Origin of the sequence: Streptomyces sp. CBMA291, assembly GCF_014596525.1 — a bacterium.
Taxonomy (GTDB): domain Bacteria; phylum Actinomycetota; class Actinomycetes; order Streptomycetales; family Streptomycetaceae; genus Streptomyces.
Genome location: NZ_MSJP01000063.1, coordinates 22,929 through 40,601 on the forward strand (window position 1 = coordinate 22,929; position 17,673 = coordinate 40,601).

Sequence of the window (17,673 nt, forward strand, 5' to 3'; positions counted from 1 at the left end):
TCCCCCGGGCAAGCACAGTCTCAACACGACGCAGGAGGCCGGGCGATGAGCCGTGTCAGCAAGCCGTACGAGATCGTCGAGCGGGCTCTCGAACTGTCCCGGGCCGACGGGTGTGTCGTCATCGCCGACGAGGAGTCCTCGGCCAATCTGCGCTGGGCGGGCAACGCCCTCACCACCAACGGCGTCACCCGGGGCCGGACGCTGACGGTCGTCGCGACCGTCGACGGCGCCCGGGGCACCGCCTCCGGGGTGGTCTCCCGGTCCGCCGTGACCGCCGAGGACCTGGAGCCGCTGGTGCGGGCGGCCGAGGAGGCCGCGCGGGCGGCGGGGCCCGCCGAGGACGCCCAGCCGCTGGTGACCGGGGTGCCGTCGTCGCCCGACTTCACGGACGCCCCGGTGGAGACCTCCTCCGCCGTGTTCGCGGACTTCGCCCCGGCGCTCGGCGAGGCCTTCTCCCGCGCCCGTGCGGGCGGCCGTGAGCTGTACGGCTTCGCCAACCACGAGCTGACCTCCACCTATCTGGGGACGTCGACGGGGCTGCGGCTCCGCCACGACCAGCCGAACGGCACCCTGGAGCTGAACGCGAAGTCCCCCGACCGTACGCGCTCCGCCTGGGCGGGGCGGTCCACCCGGGACTTCAAGGACGTCGACCCGGCCGTGCTCGACGCGGAGCTGGCGACCCGGCTCGGCTGGGCGGAGCGCCGGATCGAGCTGCCCGCCGGGCGGTACGAGACGCTGCTGCCGCCGACGGCCGTGGCCGACCTGCTGATCTACCAGCTGTGGTCGTCGGTGGCCCGGGACGCGGTGGAGGGCCGTACGGTCTTCTCCAAGCCCGGCGGCGGGACCCGGCTCGGCGAGACGCTTTCGCCGCTGCCGCTGACCCTGCGCAGCGACCCGAACGAGCCGGGCCTGGAGTCGGCGCCGTTCGTGATCGCGCACTCCTCCGGCGACGACTCGTCCGTCTTCGACAACGGGCTGCCGATCGCCCCGGTGGACTGGGTGCGGGAGGGGCGCCTTGAGCACCTGGTCACCACCCGGCACTCGGCGGGGCTTACTCGGTTGCCCGTGGCGCCGGGAGCGGGGAACCTGATCCTGGACGGCGGCGGCGAGCGGTCCCTGGAGGAGATGGTGGCCTCCACGGAGCGCGGGCTGCTGCTGACCTGCCTCTGGTACATCCGCGAGGTCGACCCGGCGACGCTGCTGCTCACGGGGCTGACCCGGGACGGCGTCTATCTCGTCGAGAACGGCGAGGTGGTCGGCGAGGTGAACAACTTCCGGTTCAACGAGTCGCCGGTGGACCTGCTGTCGCGGGCCTCCGAGGCGGGCCGGACGGAGAAGACGCTGCCGCGCGAGTGGAACGACTGGTTCACCCGGGCCGCGATGCCCGCCCTGCGGGTGCCGGACTTCAACATGAGCTCGGTCAGCAAGGGGGTCTGACCCGCCTAGACTGGCCGGAACAATTCTTTCCCACCAGCATCACGAGGAGACGGACGACCGTGACCGACATCGTCGACGAGCTGAAGTGGCGCGGGCTCTTCGCCCAGTCCACTGACGAGGACGCCCTGCGCAAGGCTCTCGCGGACGGTCCCGTGACGTTCTATTGCGGCTTCGACCCGACCGCGGCCAGTCTCCACGTGGGGCACCTGGTGCAGGTCCTCACCGTCCGCCGGCTCCAGCAGGCCGGTCACCGGCCGCTCGCGCTGGTCGGCGGGGCCACCGGGCAGATCGGCGATCCGCGTCCGACGGCCGAGCGCACCCTGAACGACCCCGAGACGGTCGCGAACTGGGTGAACCGGCTGCGCTCGCAGATCGAGCCGTTCCTCTCCTTCGAGGGGGAGAACGCGGCGGTCATGGTGAACAACCTGGACTGGACCGCCGGTCTCTCGGCGATCGAGTTCCTGCGGGACATCGGCAAGCACTTCCGGGTCAACAAGATGCTGACCAAGGACTCCGTCGCCCGTCGGCTGGAGTCCGAGCAGGGCATCAGCTACACCGAGTTCAGCTACCAGCTGCTCCAGGGCATGGACTTCCTGGAGCTGTACCGCCGGTACGGCTGCACGCTCCAGCAGGGCGGCTCGGACCAGTGGGGCAACCTGGTGGCCGGTCTCGACCTGATCCACCGCCTGGAGCCGGGGGCGCAGGCGCACGCGCTCGCGACCCCGCTGATGGTCAAGGCGGACGGCACCAAGTTCGGCAAGACCGAGGGCGGGGCCGTCTGGCTGGACGCCGAGATGACGACGCCGTACGCGTTCTACCAGTTCTGGCTGAACGTGGACGACCGGGACATCTCCACGTACATGCGGATCCTGTCCTTCAAGTCCCGCGAGGAACTGGAGGAGCTGGAGCGGCAGACCGCCGAGCGGCCGCAGGCGCGCGCCGCGCAGCGGGCGCTGGCGGAGGAGCTGACCACACTGGTGCACGGCGCCGAGCAGTGCGCGGGGGTCATCGCCGCGTCGAAGGCACTGTTCGGGCAGGGCGACCTGACCGAGCTGGACGCGCCGACGCTCGCCGCCGCCCTGTCCGAGCTGCCGCACGCCAAGGTGACCGAGCTGGGCCAGGTCGTGGACCTGTTCGCCGAGGTCGGTCTGGTGGCGAGCAAGTCGGCGGCGCGGCGCACGGTGAAGGAGGGCGGGGCGTACGTGAACAACGTGAAGGTCACCGCCGAGGACGCCGAGGTGTCGGCGGACGAGCTGCTGCACGGGCGCTGGCTGGTCCTGCGACGCGGCAAGAAGAACCTGGCGGCGATCGAGTTCGCCGGCGCGTGAGCGGGTTCGCGTAGACGGGTTCGTGGTGGGCGGGTTCGCGTATGCGGGTTCGTCCGGGCGGGTTCGCATGGACGGTTCGTCTGAGCGCGTTCGTCTGAGCGCGTTCGCGTAGACGGGTTCGTCCGGATCGGTCCGCGCCGGTGAGCCAGTGCGCGCCGGGAGGCCCGGTGCTCCACCCGAGGGTGGGGTACCGGGCCTTTCGCTTCCCTGGGCGCGCCCCGGGGTTCAGACCCTTCGGCGGTTGCCCTTGAGCGAGACCCAGAGCATGTCGCCGACGCCGACCACGACGACGGCGCCGATCAGCTGGAGCAGATGACGGATCCAGTCGATGCCCCTGGTGTCGTTGACTCCGATCCAGGTCGCGACCGCGTTGCCGAGAACGCTGCCGATGATTCCGCACACGGTCGTCAGCCACAGCGGGATCTGCTGTTTCCCCGGCAGGATCGCCTTCGCGATCAGACCGAGGACGAATCCCACGATGATCGCCCACAACCAACCCATGGTCGCCTCCTTGCTGCGCGTGTGCGCCCAGTCTCGGCCCGTCCGCCGTACGGCGCATGTCGGACTACTCCATCCGTGCCCCGGTCTCGTCGGCACGGGAGGGCGGGCGTACCGTGGAACGAGGTCCGGAACGGGGAGAGTCCGGCATGAGCGGTGGGTGGTGGAGGACGATGCCGAAGCGCGGCGGCGCCGAGGTCTTCCGGATCACGGGAGCCCGGCAGGGGCTCGCCGACGACGTGCGCGGACGCCAGCGACGCTATGTCATCTCGATGAGCATCCGTACGCTCTCGGTGATCGCGGCGGCGGTGCTGTGGAACGTCGAGCGGCACGTGGCCTTCGTGGCACTCGCCCTCGGTCTGCTGCTCCCCTATGTCGCGGTGGTGATCGCGAACGCGGGCCGCGAGACCTCGCCGTCCCTTCCCTCCACATTCGTACCGGCTCCGGTGCGTCCCGCGCTGGGTGTCGCCGACGCCTCGGCGGGCCAGGACGGGGACCAGACGCACGGCCGGAACTGAGCGTCGCGAGTGGCCTGAAAGCTCAGGAAATGCTCAGACCAATCATGTAGTTCCAGTGCACCGGACCCCAGGTACCGTGACATACTGCGTACGCGCTCCGCATCCCCCGTCGGAGCGACGGACCGATGCCGGGCAGCTCCCCCCGTGGCTGCCCGGCATCGCCCTTGCTGGACAATGATCAGGTGAGCGAAGAGAAGCCGATCTGTTCCGCCAAGGGCTGCCGCACCGACGCCGTCTGGGTGCTCGCCTGGAACAACCCCAAGCTGCACACGCCCGAGCGGCGGAAGACCTGGCTCGCCTGCGAGGAGCACCGCGAGCATCTCTCCCAGTTCCTGGGCGTACGGGGATTCCTCAAGGACGTCGTCCCGCTCGCCGACTGGGAGAGCGACCAGACCGGCCAGACCACCTGATCCGGCCGGTCCGGCTGCTCCGGTCCGGCCCGTCCCCGGGATCCGCCGGGTTCAGCCGCCGATCGACGACATCGGGCGTTCGGGCTGGTGGAAGCCCGGGGTGTCGAGGCCCGAGCCCGCCTTCTTGCCCCACATGGCCTGCTTCCAGAGCCCGGCGACCTCCTCGTCCGGTGCGCCCGAGCGCAGCGCGGCCCGCAGATCGGTCTCCTCGGTGGCGAACAGACAGGTCCGCACCTGTCCGTCGGCGGTGAGCCGGGTGCGGTCGCAGGCCTGGCAGAACGGGCGGGTGACCGAGGCGATGACCCCGACCGTGTGCGGTCCGCCGTCGACGGTCCAGCGCTCGGCGGGCGCCGAACCGCGCTCCCCCGCGCCCTCGTGCGTCAGGGTGAAGCGGGTGCGCAGCGACTCCAGGATGTCCCCGGCGGTGATCATGCCGTCCCGCTTCCAGCCGTGCTGGGCGTCGAGCGGCATCTGCTCGATGAAGCGCAGTTCGTATCCTTCGCGGATCGCCCAGGCGAGCAGGTCGGGGGCCTCGTCGTCGTTGAGTCCCGGCATCAGGACGGCGTTGACCTTGACCGGGGTGAGTCCGGCCGCCCGCGCGGCGGCCATGCCGTCCAGGACGTCCTGGTGGCGGTCGCGTCGGGTGAGGGCCTTGAAGACCTCGGGGCGCAGGGTGTCCAGGGAGACGTTGATCCGGTCGAGACCGGCGTCCCTGAGGGCTGCGGCCGTGCGCTTGAGGCCGATGCCGTTGGTGGTGAGGGACATCTCGGGGCGGGGCTCAAGGGCGGCGCAGCGCTCGACGATGCCGGTGAGGCCGGGGCGGAGCAGCGGTTCGCCGCCGGTGAAGCGGACCTCGGTGATGCCGAGATCGGTGACGGCGAGGCGGATCAGCCGGACGATCTCGTCGTCCGTGAGGAGGTCCGGCTTGCCGAGCCACTGGAGGCCCTCCTCCGGCATGCAGTAGGTACAGCGCAGATTGCAGCGGTCCGTGAGCGAGACGCGCAGGTCGGTGGCGACCCGGCCGTAGGTGTCGATGAGCACTGTGGGCCCCCTCCCCTCTCCTGTGTCGTACCTCCGAGCCTACGTGAGGACGTCCGCCCCGAGGGGACGGTTTCCACCGGGAACGGGCTCGGCCGCGTCGCGGGGGGCCCCGCGACGCGGCCGGCCGTTCTCCGGGGGGGGCGCCGAGCGTGTGCGGCTCAGTGCGCTCCGACACCGGTGAGGGACTTGACCTCCAGTTCGGCGTACTTGCCCGCGTCCGGCTCCTCCTTGGAGAGGAGGGAGCCGAGCCAGCCGAGGAGGAAGCCGAGCGGGATGGAGACGAGGCCCGGGTTCTCCAGCGGGAACCAGTAGAAGTCGACCGTCTTGAACATCGAGGTGGGCTTGCCGGAGACGACCGGCGAGAACAGCACGAGGACGACGGCGGAGATCAGACCGCCGTAGATCGACCACAGCGCGCCCTGGGTGGTGAACCGCTTCCAGAAGAGCGAGTAGAGGATCGTCGGCAGGTTGGCGGAGGCGGCGACCGCGAAGGCGAGGGCGACCAGACCGGCGACGTTGAGGTCGCGGGCGAGGGCGCCGAGGCCGATGGAGACGATGCCGATGAGGACGGTGGCCCAGCGGGCGGCCCGTACCTCCTCCTTCTCGGTGGCCTCTCCGCGCCGGATGACGTTGGCGTAGATGTCGTGGGCGAACGACGAGGAGGAGGCCAGGGTCAGTCCGGCGACGACGGCGAGGATGGTCGCGAAGGCGACGGCGGAGATGACGGCGAGGAGGATCGCGCCGCCGGTCGATCCGGCGCCGCCGCCGATCTCCAGCGCGGCGAGCGGGGCGGCCGTGTTGCCCGCCTTGTTGGAGGCGATGATGTCGGTGTTCTTGAGGAGGGCGGCGGCGCCGAAGCCGAGGACGATCGTCATCAGGTAGAAGGCGCCGATGATGCCGATGGCCCAGTTGACCGACTTTCGGGCGGCCTTGGCGGTCGGCACCGTGTAGAAGCGGATCAGGATGTGCGGCAGTCCGGCGGTGCCGAGGACGAGTGCGATGCCGAGGGAGAGGAAGTCCAGCTTCGACAGGGCGGTGGCGCCGTACTTGAGGCCCGGCTCCAGGAAGGCGTCGCCCTTGCCGCTGTTGGTGGCGGCGGCGCCGAGCAGCTCCGAGATGTTGAAGTGGAACTTGAGGAGGATGAGGAAGGTGATCAGGAGGGTGCCCGCGATGAGCAGGACCGCCTTGACCATCTGCACCCAGGTGGTGCCCTTCATGCCGCCGATGGTGACGTACACGATCATCAGCAGGCCGACGAGGGCGACGATGCCGATCTTGCCGCCGTCACTGGTGATGCCGAGGAGCAGCGAGACGAGGACGCCCGCGCCCGCCATCTGGGCGAGCAGGTAGAAGATCGAGACGACGATGGTGGAGGTGCCAGCGGCGGTCCTGACGGGGCGCTGGCGCATCCGGTAGGCGAGGACGTCGCCCATGGTGAAGCGGCCGGAGTTGCGCAGCGGCTCGGCGACCAGGAGCAGGGCGACGAGCCAGGCGACGAGGAAGCCGACGGAGTAGAGGAAGCCGTCGTAGCCGAAGAGGGCGATGGCTCCGGCGATGCCGAGGAAGGACGCGGCGGACATGTAGTCGCCGGAGATCGCGAGGCCGTTCTGGAAGCCGGTGAACTGGCGTCCGCCCGCGTAGAAGTCGGCGGCGCTGCGGGTCTGGCGGCCGGCCCAGACGGTGATGACCAGGGTCGCGATGACGAAGGCGCCGAAGAGGGCCATGATCAGCGGCCGGTGTTCGCTGGTGGCGTTGCCCGCCGCGAGCAGGACGGGGGTGCTCATGCGTCGCCCTCCATTCGGGTCCGGATGGCCTCGGCTCGGGGGTCGAGCCGGTTCGCCGCGTGCCGCGCGTACAGCCAGGCGATGAGGAAGGTGGTGAGGAACTGTCCGAGGCCCAGGACGAGGGCGACGTTGATGTTGCCGAAGACCTTGGTGCCCATGAAGCCGCCCGCGTAGTTGGAGAGCAGCACGTAGAGCAGGTACCAGGCGATGAAGGCCAGGGTGAGCGGGAAGGCGAACGATCGGTGGGCGCGTCGCAGTTCGCCGAACTCCGCGCTCTTCTGCACCTCGACGAACTGCTCCGTCGTGGGCTGCGCGGGTCCGGGGGCGGCTCCCGTCCCCTCTCTGGGCGGCGGTACTTCGGTAGCCACGGAATCTCCTCGTGACGCGGGGGTGGACGGCATGGTCAAGGGGGCCTCACCGGGGGTGCGGTACGAGGGGTTCCGAGCGGAACCCCTCCCCTGCACAACGGCACGGAGCGGGAGGCGAAGTGGTTCACGCCCGAGGATTTCTTCAAGGACTTCTTCATAAAGTCTTCTCAACTCATTGAAGCGCAAGGAAGATCAGCGATAACTTCACTCGTCACACACCTGTTCGCGCGCAAAACCGCCCGCGGACAGCTCGTACGGATGATGTGGAGAACCCATGGCTCATCTGGGATCGAGGCGCGGCCGAGCTCTCGCTCTGCCGGTTGGTCTCGCGCTCACGGCGTCGCTCGGCTTCCTTCCTTCCGGCGCCGCCTCCGCCGCGGAACTGAGCGACGCCCCCGCGTCCGCCGTCGTGGTGACCGACGGCCCGAAGCTCTCGTACGTCGTGAACGTCGCGGGCGGCAAGAAGACCGGCGCCGCGGTGAAGAAGGCGATCGCCGCCGCGGGCGGCGAGGTGGTCATCTCGTACGACCAGATAGGTGTGGTCGTCGTCCACTCGCAGAACCCCGAGTTCGCGAAGACGATCCGCAAGGCCCGTGGCGTGGTGTCGGCCGGTGCGACCCGTACCGCGCCGCTCTCCGTGCAGGGCGACGACTCCGTCGGCGGCACCGAGGTCCTCACCGAGGCCGAGGCGAAGGCCGCTGCCGCCCGTGCGACGGCCGACCAGGACGCGCTGGAGCCCCTCCAGTGGGACCTCCCCGCGATCAAGGCCGACAAGGCGCACCAGCGGACGCTGGGCAGCAGCCGGGTGACCGTCGGCGTCATCGACACGGGTGTCGACGACACCCACCCGGACCTGGCGCCGAACTTCAGCGCCAAGGCCTCGGCCAACTGCGTCTCCGGCAAGCCCGACACCACGGCCGGCTCCTGGCGCCCGAACCCGGGCGAGAGCGACCACGGCACGCACGTCGCCGGTACGATCGCCGCCGCCAAGAACGGCATCGGCATCACCGGTGTCGCCCCCGGCGTGAAGGTCGCGGGCATCAAGGTGGCGAACCCGGACGGCTTCTTCTACACCGAGGCCGTGGTCTGCGGCTTCGTGTGGGCGGCCGAGCACGGCGTCGACATCACGAACAACAGCTACTACACCGACCCGTGGATGTTCGCCTGCAAGAACGACGCGGACCAGAAGGCCCTCATCGAGGCGGTCACCCGCGCCACCCGCTACGCGGAGAAGAAGGGCACGGTCAACGTCGCCGCGGCCGGAAACTCCAAGTTCGACCTGGCCGCCGACTCGATCGTCGACGACAGCAGCCCGAACGACTCCACCGCGGGCGGCCGGGTCATCAACCCGAAGGAGTGCTTCGACTACCCGTCGATGCTCCCGGGCGTCGTCACGGTCTCCGCGACCGGTGCGAAGAACCTGAAGGCCTCGTACTCCAACTACGGTCTCGGGGTCGTCGACATCGCCGCCCCCGGTGGCGACCGCACCCAGTACCAGGCGCCCGACGCCCCCGCGACCAACGGTCTCATCCTGTCGACCACGGTCAACGGCGGCTACAACTACAAGGCCGGTACGTCGATGGCCTCGCCGCACGTGGCGGGCGTCCTCGCGCTGATCAAGTCGACGCACCCGAACGCCTCCCCGGCGGCCCTGAAGGCCCTGCTGTACGCGCAGGCCGACAAGCTCGCCTGCACCAACCCGTACGACATCGACTCGGACGGCAAGATCGACGCCGTCTGCGAGGGCGGCAAGAACAAGAACGGCTTCTACGGAGTCGGTCTGATCGACGCGCTGGACGCCGTCCGCCGCTGATGACGGTTCCGGTCCGCCGCTGACGGCGACCCGGACGAACGAGGGCCCCGACGGGACGCATCCCGCCGGGGCCTTCGCCATGGCACCCGCAGGGCTGAGGGACCGGCACCCGTAGTCCTCGGGACCGGCACCCGTACTCCTCGGGATGGCACTCTCGCCCCTCAGAGGTGGCACTCGGTGCCACACTGTCTCCATGGACGAACGAACGCGCCTCGGTACGGAGTTGTCGTGGTCGGCCCTGGGCGGCGATCCCGCCCTGCTCGACCGGGTGGAGTACGCCGGGCCCCCCGGGCTGCTCCCCGCCCGCCTCCCGGTGCGGGACCTGGCCCGTGCCACCGTCGCCGTCGCCGGGCTCGCCGCGATCGAACGGGCCGGGCTCCCCGGTCCCGTACGGGTCGACGAGGCGGCCGTCGCCACCGCCTTCACCAGCGAGCGCCATCTACGGATCGACGGGCGGGCGCCGGTGAACTTCGCGCCGCTCTCCCGGTTCTGGCGGAGCGCCGACGGCTGGGTCCGCACCCACGCCAACTACCCGCACCACAGGGCCGCCCTGCTGCGCGCCCTCGGCCTGCGGGAGGAGTCGCCGGAGGCACTCGGGGCGGCGATCGGCGCCCGTACGTCCATCGAGACCGAGACGGCGGTGTACGCGGCCGGGGGCCTGGCCGTGGCCGTGCGCACCCCCGAGCAGTGGGCGGCGCACGAGCAGGGCCGGGAGGTCGCGGCGCGCCCGCTGCTGACCCGGGAACGGCTCGACGACGCCCCGCCCCCGCCCCGTACCCGACCGCTGCGGGTCCTCGATCTGACCCGGGTGATCGCCGGACCGGTCGCCACCCGGACGCTCGCGCTGCTCGGCGCCGACGTGCTGCGGATCGACCCGCCGGACCTCCCGGAACTGCCCGACCAGCACGCGGACACGGGCGTCGGCAAGCGGAGCACGGCGCTGGACCTGAGGCGCCCCACCGACCGGCGGGCCTTCGGGGAACTCCTCTCCTCCGCCGACGTGCTCGTCACCGGCTACCGGCCGGGCGCCCTGGAGCGCCACGTACCGCACCGGCCGGGTCTGGTCACCGCCCGGCTCTCCGCGTGGGGCGACTTCGGGCCGTGGGGCGGGCGGCGCGGCTTCGACAGCCTGGTGCAGGCGGCGACCGGCATCGCGGTCGTCGAAGGCTCGGCCGGGGAGCCGGGGGCGCTGCCCGCGCAGGCGCTGGACCACGGCACGGGGTATCTGCTGGCGGCGGCGGTGCTTCGCGCGCTGACCGAGCAGGACCGGGACGGCGGGAGCAGGCTGCTCCGGCTGGGGCTCGCCCGGACGGGCCACTGGCTGACCCACGCCCTGCCCCGCTCCCCCGACGGCGAGGACACGGCGGGCTCCCCCGTCGACACCGCGCCGCACCTCGTGGAGTCGGACGGGCCGCTCGGACGGGTGCGGCACGCGCGCCCGCCCGTCGCGTACGAGGGCGGCCCGACGGGCTGGTCGCGCCCGCCGGGCGTGGCGGGGGCCGACGCGCCCCGCTGGCTCGGCGCCTGACAGGCCGCTAGGCCGTCTCTTTCGGACCTTGCCCGACCCGGCCGGATCCGGAAGGGACGGCCTGGACACCGGGCCCGCGCTCGCCCCGGAGTGCCCGGAGCGCGCCCGTCGCCAGCAGGTACTGGGCCGCGATGTAGGTGGCCATCACCCAGAAGTCGGGGGCGGGCAGCTGGGGCCAGTCGGCGATGCCGGTGGCGATGAGGGTGTCCGAGAGCAGGAAGAGCGCGCCGCCGATCCCCGCCGCGAGCCCGAGGGAACTGGCCCGGTACGCCATGGCGGTGAGCAGCAGGGAGTAGCAGGCGACCGGGAGCCTGAGTCCGGCGGGGAGGTCGGACCAGAGGAGGACGACGGTGCCGCCGAGGGCGAGCGCGTAGAGGACGCCGAGCGCCGGGGAGGTGCGGCGGCGGCCGAAGAGCACCAGGTAGCAGACGTGCCCGGCGGCGAAGGAGCCCATGCCGACGAGGAAGGCCCAGTCGGCGTCGAAGAGCAGGAAGACGTCGCCGCCCCAGCCGAAGAGGAGCGCGGCGGTCAGCAGCCGGGGGGCGCCCCGGCTGACGGCGTACGCGGCGAGCAGCGGAAGCAGCAGGGGCTTGGCCACCCGGTGGCCGAGGTCGGCGTCCGCGAGCAGGGAGACCAGGTCGACGGCGGCGGCGAGCCCGAAGGCGGCGAGCAGGAGGCGGGAGGGCGTGCCGGCGGGCTCGCGGGGGGACGGGTTCACGCGGTGGCCTTCGGGGTCGCGGGGCGGGTGGGGCGGTGGTCGGGCCCGGTGGGTGCGGGCTGCCAGCCGGGGCCCCGGAAGACGCGCCCGGCCCGCTCGCGCCAGCTGTGGGCGGTGCGCAGGTCGCGGGCGATGGCGGCGTACTCGTGGGTGGCGACGCGCAGCGGGTTGTAGGTCTCGATGTTCTTGGTGAGTCCGTAGACGGGCCGCTCGGTCTCGGCCGCCCAGGAGCCGAAGAGTCGGTCCCAGACGATGAGGATGCCGCCGAAGTTGCGGTCGAGGTAGCCGCCCTGGGACGCGTGGTGGACGCGGTGGTGGGAGGGCGTGTTGAGGACGTACTCGAAGGGGCGGGGCAACGTGCCGATGCGCTCGGTGTGGATCCAGAACTGGTAGACGAGGTTGACCGAGTAGCAGAAGGCGAGCGCCGCCGGGTGCACACCGAGGGCGATGAGCGGCAGGTAGAACGGCCAGCCCGCGACGCTGGTCCAGGGCTGGCGCAAGGCGGTGGTGAGGTTGAACCTGCGGCTGCTGTGGTGGACGACGTGGCAGGCCCACAGGATGCGGACGACGTGGTGGCCCCGGTGCTGCCAGTAGTAGAAGAAGTCCTGTCCGAGCAGCATGAGCGGGATCGTCCACCACAGGACGGGGACGCGGAGCGGGGTCAGCTCGTAGACGAGGGTGTAGACCGCGACGATGGGGATCTTCCACAACGCGTCGAAGAGGAGGCTGCCCAGGCCCATGCCGACGCTCGTGACGGCGTCCTTGGTCTCGTACCCGGCGGCTTCCTCGTCGGGACGGAGCCGGTGGCTCACCAACTCCACGACGGTGAGCAGGACGAACGCCGGTATGGACCAGAGCACGACATCGGGCAGGTTCGGCATGCCGACGACGGTAGAGGTGGGGGCGGGGCTGCGGCTAGACGTGGTTACCAACAAGTATGCGAGACGGCCCGTCAGCAAGTGTTGGTGGCTTCCGACAAGGCGGCGGCCCGGGGCGGACCGGAGGGGAACGGAGGGGGGTGGTTCAGACCCCCGACACCTCCAGGAGGGAGCCCGTCACATAGGTGACCGCCATGGCCAGGGCGCCGCCCGCCACGTTGCGCACGACCGCGCGGCCCGGGGGCGCCTCGCCGAGGCGGGCGCTCCACCAGCCGGTGAAGGCGAGGGCGACCAGGACGGAGGCGACCGTGACCCAGAGGCGGGAGGAGGCCGGGGGCAGGACGATCGCGAGCAGCGGGAGCAGCGCGCCGACGGTGAAGGCGAGGAAGCTGGCGGCGGCGGCGTGCCAGGGGACGGTGAGCTGGTCGGGGTCGATGCCCAGCTCCACGCGCGCGTGGGCGCGCAGGGCGTCGCGGGCGGTGAGCTGCCGGGCGGCCTCGTGGGCCACCTCCCGGGACAGGCCGTGGCCCGCCAGGAGCCCGGTCAGCTCGTCGAGTTCGGCCTCCGGGTCCTCGCGCAGCTCGCGTTTCTCCTGGGCGAGCGCCGCCTTCTCCGAGTCGCGCTGGGTGGAGACGGAGACGTACTCGCCCGCCGCCATCGACATCGATCCGGCGACCAGACCGGCGAGCCCGGCGGTGAGCAGGGCGTCGTGGGACTCGGTGGCGCCCGCGACGCCGACGACGAGACCGGCGGTGGAGACGATGCCGTCGTTGGCGCCGAGCACGGCGGCACGGAGCCAGTTGAGCCGGGAGCCGAGGGCTCCGCCGTGCTCCTCGACCTGGCCGGAAGAGGGTGAATCGGTCATCCCAGGAGGGTCGCACCCCACGGCCCGCCGGACCGGGACCGACCCGCCACGGCGGCCTTCCGGACCCGGACCCGGACTCGGACTCGGACCCGGACTCGGACTCGGGCTCGGACCCGGACTCGGACCCGCTCGCCACCGTGGCCTTCAGAGCCCGGGGCGGCTCGCTTCGGGACGGGTCCGGCTCGCTTCGGGAGGCGTCCGGCGGGCAACGGCGGGCATCGGGAAGGGTCCGGCGGGCATCGGGTCGGGTCCGGCGGGCCGCGGAGGGGGTCGGCGGGAGGTTCCCGGGGCACCGGGGGCGGCGTTGTCGGCGCTTGGCCGTATTCTCAATGACCGTGCTTGACGACCGTACGACTACAGCGACATGGCCGGCCGCGTACCCCCAGGGGTACGCGGTCGTCGACGTGGAGACCACCGGACTCGCCCGTGACGACCGGATAGTGTCGGCTGCCGTCTACCGGCTCGACGCCCAGGGGAACGTCCAGGACCACTGGTACACCCTGGTCAACCCGGAGCGCGATCCGGGCCCGGTCTGGATCCACGGCCTGACCAGCGAGGTCCTGGCGGACGCGCCGCTCTTCCCGGAGATCGCGGCGGAGTTCGCCGCCCGGCTCGACGGACGGGTCCTGGTCGCGCACAACGCCATGTTCGACTGGCAGATGATCGCCCGGGAGTACGCGCGGGCCGAGTCCGCCGCCCCGGTGCGGCAGCGGCTCTGCACGATCGCGCTCTCCAAGGAGCTGGCGCTGCCGCTGCCGAACCACAAGCTGGAGTCGCTGGCCGCGCACTTCGGCGTCGTGCAGCAGCGCGCGCACAACGCGCTCGACGACGCGCGGGTGCTCGCCGAGGCGTTCCGCCCCAGCCTGCACGCGGCGGCGGAGCGCGGTGTCCGGCTGCCGCTCCTGGAGTGCCGTCCGCTGACCGAGTGGGCCGCCTCCCCCGCGGAGCCCCGGATCGGCCGCCAGTCGTCGTACGGGTCCTCGTACCGGGCGGGCGGGTGGCGTCCCTCGCGGAAGCGTCCGGCGTGCCCGTACCCCAACCCCGGCCGCTACGAGTCGGACAAACCGCTCAAGCAGGGCATGCGGATCGCCTTTTCCGGTGACACCTCCATCGACCGCGAGCTGCTTGAGGACCGCACGGTCGACGCCGGGCTGCACGTCGCCACCAGCGTCTCCCGGCTGACCAGTCTGCTGGTCACCAACGACCCGGACTCCGCCACCTCCAAGACGGTCAAGGCCAAGTCCTTCGGCACCCCGGTCGTGGACGAGGCCGCGTACACCCAGCTCCTGCGGGACGTGGCCCCGGCAGACGGGTGACGCCCCCGCCCCGGCGGGCGCGCCGAGCTGCGCCCGCCCGCCGGGGACCGCACCCTGTGGCCCATGGCACGTTGCGAGGTCTGCGGAAACGAATACGGGATGTCCTTCGAGGTGCACGCGCAGGGCGCGGTGCACGTCTTCGACTGCTTCGCCTGCGCCATCCACCGGATGGCGCCCATCTGCGAGCACTGCCGGGTCCAGGTCATCGGCCAGGGCGTCGAGGTGGACGGCAGCTGGTACTGCGGCGGCCACTGCGCCCGCGCCGAAGGGAGGGCGGGGATCGTCGACCGGGTCTGAGGAAACGATTCGGGCCCGCCCGGGTCAGCGCCCTCCCGAACCACCCCGAACCCCCCTGCGCACCCCCCGGCACCCCCGCTGTACCGTCATGGGGTGTACCGCTTCCTGTTGTCCCGGCAATGGGTGATCCTCACCCTCGTCGCCCTCGTCCTCGTCCCCACGATGATCGAGCTGGGCTTCTGGCAGTTCCACCGGCATGAACGGCGGGTCGCCCAGAACACCCTGATCGCGGACAGCATCGCGGCGAAGCCGGTCCCCGTCGAGCGGCTCACCTCCCCCGGTCACACCGTCCCCCGCGAGGACTACTGGCGGCCCGCCACCGCCACCGGCACCTTCGACACCGCCCACGAGGTGGTGGTCCGCCGCCGCACCTCCGCCGACGACCGGGTCGGCGTGCACGTCCTCACCCCGCTGGTCCTCCGGGACGGCCGGATCGTCATGGTCAACCGGGGCTGGATCCCGGCCGCCGAGGACCAGCACTCCTTCCCGGCGGTGCCGCCCGCGCCCAAGGGCGAGATCACCGTCACGGGCCGGCTCAAGGCCGACGAGACCACCGGCGCCAGCGGCATCAAGGACCTCAAGGGCCTGCCGGACCGGCAGGTCATGCTCATCGACAGCCGTCAGCAGTCCGCCCTCATCGGCCGCGAGGTCCTCGGCGGCTATCTCGAACTGATCGCGCCCGCCCCCGGGAAGAACGGCCCCGAGCCGATCCCCGAGCCCGACCACGACTCGATCGGCGCCCATATGGCGTACGCCGTCCAGTGGTGGCTCTTCGCCGCCGGAGTCCCCGTCGGCTGGATCATCCTCGTACGCCGGGAGAAGCAGGACCGACGGAACGCGGCCACGGCCGGGAGCACGGACACGCCCGGAGCGGACGGCCCCGCCGGGAGCACGGGCGGCGCATCGGAGCCGGGCTCCGCCGACAGCCCGGACACCCCGGGAACGAGCCCCGCCGACGGCACCGGCGCCCCCTCGGCGGACCCCTCCGGGGCCCCCGGCACCCCCGGCCCGGACGCCGACGCGATCCAGTCCGCCCCCGCCCGCTGATTGACCGCCACCACTTGCGGGAACAGCCCTGAGCGTGACGCAACGTATCGACGACTACGCCCTCATCGGCGATCTCCAGACCGCCGCGCTCGTCGGACGCGACGGATCGGTCGACTGGCTGTGTCTGCCCCGCTTCGACTCGGCCGCCTGCTTCGCCTCGATCCTCGGCGACGAGGACAACGGCCACTGGCGGCTCGCCCCCAAGGGCGCCACGACCTGTACCGACCGCCGCTATCTCGACGACTCCCTCGTCCTTGAGACCCGCTGGGAGACCCGTACCGGCACCGTCAAGGTCCTCGACTTCATGCCACAGCGGGACAAGGCCCCCGATCTGGTGCGGATCGTGGAGGGCGTCAGCGGCGCCGTCGAGATGAGCGCCGTCCTGCGGCTCCGCTTCGACTACGGCTCCGTCGTGCCGTGGATGCGCCGCGCCGACGGACACCGGGTCGCCATCGCGGGTCCCGACTCCGTCTGGCTGCGCAGCGAGCCCCCCGTGAAGACCTGGGGACAGCAGTTCTCCACCTGCTCCTCCTTCACCGTGGCCGCCGGGGAGAAAGTCGCCTTCGTCCTCACCTGGCACCCCTCGCACGAGCCACGGCCCGCCCTCGTCGACCCCCACGAAGCCCTCGAACAGTCCCTCGCCGACTGGCGGGAGTGGGCGGCCCGCTGCACCTACCGGGGCCCCCACCGCGAGGCCGTCGTCCGCTCCCTGATCACCCTCAAGGCCCTCACCTACGCTCCGACCGGCGGCATCGTCGCCGCCCCCACCACCTCGCTGCCCGAGGAGATCGGCGGCGTCCGCAACTGGGACTACCGGGCGTGCTGGCTGCGCGACTCCTCCCTCACTCTCGGCGCACTGCTCGCCGCCGGATACGTCGACGAGGCCTCCGCCTGGCGCGACTGGCTGCTGCGCTCGGTCGCCGGGGACCCGGCCGACCTCCAGATCATGTACGGCCCCGCCGGGGAGCGCAGACTGCCCGAGACGACCCTGCCCTGGCTGCGCGGGTACGGCGACTCCACCCCGGTCAGGACCGGGAACGCGGCCGTCGACCAGTTCCAGCTCGACGTCTACGGCGAGGTCATCGACTCGCTGTTCCGCGCCCGGGAGGCGGGCATCCCGGCCAAGCGGCACGCCTGGTACCTCCAGCTGAGCCTGCTCGGCTTCCTTGAGTCGACCTGGCGCGAACCCGACGAGGGACTGTGGGAGGTGCGCGGGCCTCGCCGCCACTTCACCCACTCCAAGGTGATGGCGTGGGTGGCCGCCGACCGGGCCGTCCGCACCCTGGAGGACGACCCCACGCTGCCCGGCGACGCGGGACGGTGGCGGGCCATGCGGGACGAGATCCACGCCCAGGTCTGCGCCCGCGCCTACGACCCCGTCCGCAACACCTTCACCCAGTCCTACGGCTCCACCGAACTCGACGCGGCGACCCTCCTCATCCCCCAGGTCGGCTTCCTGCCCCCGGACGACCCCCGGGTGGTCGGCACGGTGGACGCGGTACGGGCGGAGCTGACGCACGACGGTTTCGTACGCCGCTACAGCACCGCGTCGAGCGCCATCGACGGTCTGCCCGGCCAGGAGGGCACCTTCCTGGTCTGCTCGTTCTGGATGGCGGACGCGCTGCGGCTGACCGGCAGGACCGACGAGGCCCGCGCGCTCTTCGAACGGCTCGTCGGGCTCGTCAACGACGTGGGCCTCCTCGCGGAGGAGTACGACCCGGCGGCCCGGCGCCAGCTGGGCAACTTCCCGCAGGCCTTCAGCCACATCGGCCTGGTGGGCACGGCCCTCGCGCTGGCCCGGGAGGAGTCGGACCCGGCAGGATAGCC

At 71.8% G+C, this 17,673-nt stretch carries 17 protein-coding genes; 10 read left to right on the top strand and 7 right to left on the bottom strand.

Features of this window, described 5'->3' with window-relative positions:
* The first annotated feature begins 45 nt into the window (after positions 1 to 45).
* Both BU197_RS16355 and tyrS read left to right on the top strand, forming a co-directional pair.
* On the top strand, positions 46 to 1,437 hold the full coding sequence (locus BU197_RS16355; RefSeq protein WP_188269034.1) for a metallopeptidase TldD-related protein: 1,392 nt from the start codon (positions 46 to 48) through the stop codon (positions 1,435 to 1,437).
* 59 nt (positions 1,438 to 1,496) lie between these two features.
* On the top strand, positions 1,497 to 2,765 hold the full coding sequence (tyrS, locus tag BU197_RS16360; RefSeq protein WP_188269035.1) for a tyrosine--tRNA ligase: 1,269 nt from the start codon (positions 1,497 to 1,499) through the stop codon (positions 2,763 to 2,765).
* A gap of 225 nt (positions 2,766 to 2,990) precedes the next feature.
* Here tyrS and BU197_RS16365 read toward each other — a convergent pair whose 3' ends face one another.
* A complete protein-coding gene (locus BU197_RS16365) occupies positions 2,991 to 3,266 on the bottom strand; it encodes a GlsB/YeaQ/YmgE family stress response membrane protein (RefSeq protein WP_188269036.1) in 276 nt (91 codons plus the stop codon).
* 170 nt (positions 3,267 to 3,436) lie between these two features.
* On the opposite strand from BU197_RS16365, the gene BU197_RS16370 reads away from it, so the two are divergent.
* The gene (locus tag BU197_RS16370) at positions 3,437 to 3,781 is read left to right on the top strand and encodes a DUF3099 domain-containing protein (RefSeq protein ID WP_188269071.1); all 345 of its coding nucleotides are present in this window, start codon (positions 3,437 to 3,439) and stop codon (positions 3,779 to 3,781) included.
* 182 nt (positions 3,782 to 3,963) lie between these two features.
* Positions 3,964 to 4,191, top strand: a complete 228-nt coding sequence (locus BU197_RS16375) for a hypothetical protein (RefSeq protein ID WP_188269037.1) — start codon at positions 3,964 to 3,966, stop codon at positions 4,189 to 4,191.
* Positions 4,192 to 4,242: 51 nt separating this feature from the next.
* Here the strand turns inward: BU197_RS16375 and moaA are convergent, their stop codons facing one another.
* From moaA to BU197_RS16390, 3 genes are all read right to left on the bottom strand, one after another.
* Entirely contained in the window at positions 4,243 to 5,232 is a 990-nt protein-coding gene (moaA, locus tag BU197_RS16380) for a GTP 3',8-cyclase MoaA (RefSeq protein WP_188269038.1), read from the bottom strand.
* A 158-nt stretch (positions 5,233 to 5,390) separates the two neighbouring features.
* Positions 5,391 to 7,016: a cation acetate symporter gene (locus tag BU197_RS16385; RefSeq protein ID WP_188269039.1), complete on the bottom strand. Its 1,626-nt coding sequence runs from the start codon at positions 7,014 to 7,016 to the stop codon at positions 5,391 to 5,393.
* A complete protein-coding gene (locus BU197_RS16390) occupies positions 7,013 to 7,384 on the bottom strand; it encodes a DUF485 domain-containing protein (protein WP_317452257.1) in 372 nt (123 codons plus the stop codon). Before BU197_RS16390 ends, BU197_RS16385 begins: the two co-directional genes overlap by 4 nt.
* Positions 7,385 to 7,658: 274 nt before the next feature.
* Between BU197_RS16390 and BU197_RS16395 the strand changes: the two genes are divergently transcribed.
* Together BU197_RS16395 and BU197_RS16400 are read left to right on the top strand one after the other, a co-directional pair.
* Positions 7,659 to 9,197, top strand: a complete 1,539-nt coding sequence (locus BU197_RS16395) for a S8 family peptidase (RefSeq protein WP_188269041.1) — start codon at positions 7,659 to 7,661, stop codon at positions 9,195 to 9,197.
* 193 nt (positions 9,198 to 9,390) lie between these two features.
* Positions 9,391 to 10,725, top strand: coding sequence for a CoA transferase (locus BU197_RS16400; RefSeq protein WP_188269042.1), 1,335 nt, complete (start codon positions 9,391 to 9,393; stop codon positions 10,723 to 10,725).
* Positions 10,726 to 10,732: 7 nt separating this feature from the next.
* Here the strand turns inward: BU197_RS16400 and BU197_RS16405 are convergent, their stop codons facing one another.
* From BU197_RS16405 to BU197_RS16415, 3 genes are all read right to left on the bottom strand, one after another.
* Positions 10,733 to 11,443 carry a lysoplasmalogenase gene (locus BU197_RS16405; RefSeq protein WP_188269043.1) on the bottom strand — a complete coding sequence of 237 codons (711 nt, stop codon included), beginning with the start codon at positions 11,441 to 11,443 and terminating at the stop codon, positions 10,733 to 10,735.
* Positions 11,440 to 12,324 (bottom strand): sterol desaturase family protein, encoded by an 885-nt coding sequence (locus tag BU197_RS16410; RefSeq protein ID WP_188269044.1) that lies wholly within the window; start codon positions 12,322 to 12,324, stop codon positions 11,440 to 11,442. Before BU197_RS16410 ends, BU197_RS16405 begins: the two co-directional genes overlap by 4 nt.
* A 142-nt stretch (positions 12,325 to 12,466) precedes the next feature.
* Complete coding sequence (locus BU197_RS16415; RefSeq protein ID WP_188269045.1) at positions 12,467 to 13,186, bottom strand: VIT family protein; 720 nt, start codon at positions 13,184 to 13,186, stop codon at positions 12,467 to 12,469.
* Between the two features lie 329 nt (positions 13,187 to 13,515).
* Here BU197_RS16415 and BU197_RS16420 point away from each other — a divergent pair, with 329 nt between their 5' ends.
* The 4 genes from BU197_RS16420 to BU197_RS16435 all read left to right on the top strand — a co-directional run bounded on the left by BU197_RS16420 (position 13,516) and on the right by BU197_RS16435 (position 17,671).
* Positions 13,516 to 14,502, top strand: coding sequence for a DEDDh family exonuclease (locus BU197_RS16420; protein WP_188269046.1), 987 nt, complete (start codon positions 13,516 to 13,518; stop codon positions 14,500 to 14,502).
* A 63-nt stretch (positions 14,503 to 14,565) separates the two neighbouring features.
* The gene (locus BU197_RS16425; protein WP_188269047.1) at positions 14,566 to 14,799 is read left to right on the top strand and encodes a hypothetical protein; all 234 of its coding nucleotides are present in this window, start codon (positions 14,566 to 14,568) and stop codon (positions 14,797 to 14,799) included.
* Between the two features lie 93 nt (positions 14,800 to 14,892).
* Positions 14,893 to 15,846, top strand: coding sequence for an SURF1 family protein (locus BU197_RS16430; RefSeq protein ID WP_188269048.1), 954 nt, complete (start codon positions 14,893 to 14,895; stop codon positions 15,844 to 15,846).
* 34 nt (positions 15,847 to 15,880) lie between these two features.
* A complete protein-coding gene (locus BU197_RS16435; protein WP_188269049.1) occupies positions 15,881 to 17,671 on the top strand; it encodes a glycoside hydrolase family 15 protein in 1,791 nt (596 codons plus the stop codon).
* Positions 17,672 to 17,673: the final 2 nt, after the last annotated feature.